5 protein-coding genes are annotated in these 2,854 nt (G+C 32.8%); all 5 read left to right on the top strand.

Annotation, left to right across the window (positions count from 1 at the left end):
• The coding region (locus tag ACIQ0D_RS12510; protein ID WP_395806117.1) for a DUF420 domain-containing protein at positions 1–435 on the top strand (435 nt) is incomplete at its 5' end.
• Between the two features lie 90 nt (positions 436–525).
• Entirely contained in the window at positions 526–801 is a 276-nt protein-coding gene (locus ACIQ0D_RS12505; protein WP_395806115.1) for a hypothetical protein, read from the top strand.
• Between the two features lie 41 nt (positions 802–842).
• Positions 843–1,250 (top strand): DUF983 domain-containing protein, encoded by a 408-nt coding sequence (locus tag ACIQ0D_RS12500; protein ID WP_395806114.1) that lies wholly within the window; start codon positions 843–845, stop codon positions 1,248–1,250.
• Positions 1,228–1,890 (top strand): DUF2461 domain-containing protein, encoded by a 663-nt coding sequence (locus ACIQ0D_RS12495; RefSeq protein ID WP_395806112.1) that lies wholly within the window; start codon positions 1,228–1,230, stop codon positions 1,888–1,890. The genes ACIQ0D_RS12500 and ACIQ0D_RS12495 overlap by 23 nt, the downstream gene beginning before the upstream one ends.
• A gap of 75 nt (positions 1,891–1,965) precedes the next feature.
• On the top strand, positions 1,966–2,739 hold the full coding sequence (locus ACIQ0D_RS12490) for an OmpA family protein (RefSeq protein WP_395806110.1): 774 nt from the start codon (positions 1,966–1,968) through the stop codon (positions 2,737–2,739).
• Positions 2,740–2,854 lie beyond the last annotated feature (115 nt).

Below are 2,854 nucleotides of genomic sequence, written 5' to 3'. Positions count from 1 at the left end.
ACAGCTATTCCTGAATGGGTATTTTTCCTCCCTAAATTCAACGCAATAGTTAACGGAACGTGTAGTGTATTACTGCTGATTTCACTCTACTTTATAAAAAAACAAGATATTGATAGTCATAAGAAGGCCAATATATTGACCTTTATTTTATCCTCCTTGTTTCTAATATCCTACATAATTTTTCACGCTACAGGTATAAAAACAACCTATGGTGGGAGCGGTTTCATTCGTACAGTTTATTATTTTATTTTAATAACTCATATTATCTTAGCAGCGGTGGTTCTACCTTTGGTACTTTTTAGTTTCCAAAAGGGACTCCAAATGGAGGTTATAGCGCATAAAAAGCTTGTCCGCTGGACTTACCCAATTTGGTTATATGTTACTGTTACTGGGGTAATTGTATACCTTATGATTTCGCCTTATTATACTTTTTAATTTTTGTCCTAATAGGGTAAAAAACAATATTTAACCTTGGAATTAATCGTTAAAAAGCGATTGTGTTTCAAAATAACCTATCTTTGTATTATGAAAACTCTTAGGATAGTTATAATTTGTTTAATTGTTTTTGGGGCAATTTTTCATTCTTCAGACTCAGTTGCTCAATGTTCCATGTGTACTCTGAATGCTGAAAATTCTGTTCAGAATGGAAATACTGAAGGTAATGGCTTAAATAGAGGGATTTTATATCTTCTAGCAGCTCCTTATATTGCTATTGCCGCTGTTGGTTTTTTATGGTATAAAAAATACAGGCGAAAAAATGTCAATATCAACATGAAAGAAAATAAAATTAATCTTAATTAATATTATTTCTTAAAAATACATTTTCAATATTTTAATTTTCAATGGCAAAAACATCCAAATTTATAGCAGTTTTACAATCTAAATGTCCACGCTGTAGAAGGGGTAAAATATTTTCAGGTTCTTTATACGGTTTAAATTTGCAACGTACCAATGAAACCTGTTCTCATTGTCATATGAAGTTTGAAATAGAGCCGGGCTTTTTTTATGGAGCAATGTATGTTAGTTATGCATTTGTGGTTGCCGAAATGTTAAATGTAGGCCTTTTGACTTATTTAATTACTGGGAATGATAAATCTCCTTGGTTATATATAGTTTCTATCTTATTATCTGTTTTTGCACTTACTCCAATTAACTATAGGTATTCTAAGGTTTTGCTGCTTCATTTCTTAGCACCTAAAGTTAAGTATAAGCCAGAATACGATACGAATGATAAACTCGAGCACATTTAAGTTTTTAAGCGACTTAGCATCTAATAATAACCGTAATTGGTTTTTATTGAATAAAGTTAGGTATGAAGACGCACGTTTAAATGTTCTTGATTTTGCTTCTAATGTATTAGCAGGTATTTCCAAATTTGATTCAGCCATACCTTCTACAATGGCATCCAAAGATTGTGTGAATAGAATTTATCGTGATATTCGATTTAGCAAGGATAAAACACCCTATAAAAGCAATTTTGGTATCGGCTTTTCTCCTAACGGTAAAAAGTTCAATGGCCCTGGATATTATCTACATATACATCCTCAAGATTCATTTATCGGTGGGGGGTGCTGGATGCCAGATGCTGATTTATTGAAGGCTATTAGGCAGGAAATTGATTATAATGGGACTGATTTTAGAAATATTATTAAGAATTCTTCATTTCTAAACTATTTTGGGGGCATAGATACTGAATATAAATTGAAGACCTGTCCGAAAGGTTATGAAATTGATCATCCCGAGCTTGAATTTCTAAAACTTAAAAGTTTTACTTTTACTCATGCATTAAATCAAAAAGAATTGTCAAGTCCGAATGCTGCTGAACAAGTAATTGAGGGCTTTGCAAAATTATACCCATTTATTGGATTTTTACGAAACGCAATTTCTTAACTAAAAAAGATGAGAACTATTTTTCACTCCCTAATTCTATTATTTTCAATAAGCTTTATCTCGTCTTGTGTGGTAATGTCTACAAAAAAATATAATGCATTACTTGTTCAAAAGGATTCCATATCTCTAGGCTGGGAAGCTTCTCGAAATAAGGTTAATGCTTTAGAAGGAGAAATGGTTAGTTTAAGGTCGGATACTGCCCTGCTAAATGCAAAAATTACTGAGCTTGAAAAAAAGTTAAAAACTCTTGACGAGAACTATTCGGCATTAAAGTCAAATACCACTTCAGAAATCCAAAAGCTAGCTGATGATTTACAAAAACGTGAAGCGCGTTTAACAGAGGTTGAAGACATCCTAAGAAAAAGAGATGAAGCTACCAATGCTTTAAAGGATAAATTACAAAAAGCTTTATTGGGTTTTCAGCAGAACGGCTTGAGTGTTGATATACGGAATGGTAAGGTATATGTTTCTTTAACTGATAAATTACTGTTTAGTAGTGGAAGTATCATTATTGATGAGAAAGGTGAGCTAGCTTTAAAAGAGCTTGCCAAGGTGTTAAAAACGCAACCTGAGATTAATATTTCTGTGGAAGGGCATACGGATAATCAGCGTGTGGTAAATCTAGGTCAAATTAAGGACAATTGGGATTTAAGTGTTTTAAGGGCTACCTCTGTGGTTCGTTTTTTAACCGAAATTGAAAAAATTGAAAATGACCGTATCACTGCCACAGGAAAAGGGGAATATCAACCGATAGAAATTGGATCAAGCCCTGAGATCAGAAGTCGTAATAGACGAATTGAAATCGTTCTTTCACCTAAATTAGACGAACTATATAATCTTATTAAATAAAAATAATCCTAGAAATAAAGAAGCCGGTCTAATGGACTGAACCCCAAAAGTTGGACGAATTTAATAATTAAGTTTTAAAGTGATGAGCTCGGTATTGTACCGGGCTCATTCCATT

This window comes from Daejeonella sp. (assembly GCF_044342615.1).
In the GTDB taxonomy this organism is placed as follows: Bacteria; Bacteroidota; Bacteroidia; order Sphingobacteriales; family Sphingobacteriaceae; genus Daejeonella.
Note: the sequence above shows the minus strand (reverse complement) of the source record. Positions and strands in the feature narration are given on the sequence as shown.

Bases quoted from the DNA above. Each gene is read 5' to 3' on its own strand.
- ACIQ0D_RS12505 (WP_395806115.1), top strand. From the start codon at position 526: ATGAAAACTCTTAGGATAGTTATAATTTGTTTAATTGTTTTTGGGGCA.
- ACIQ0D_RS12500 (WP_395806114.1), top strand. From the start codon at position 843: ATGGCAAAAACATCCAAATTTATAGCAGTTTTACAATCTAAATGTCCA.
- ACIQ0D_RS12495 (WP_395806112.1), top strand. From the start codon at position 1,228: ATGATAAACTCGAGCACATTTAAGTTTTTAAGCGACTTAGCATCTAAT.
- ACIQ0D_RS12490 (WP_395806110.1), top strand. From the start codon at position 1,966: ATGTCTACAAAAAAATATAATGCATTACTTGTTCAAAAGGATTCCATA.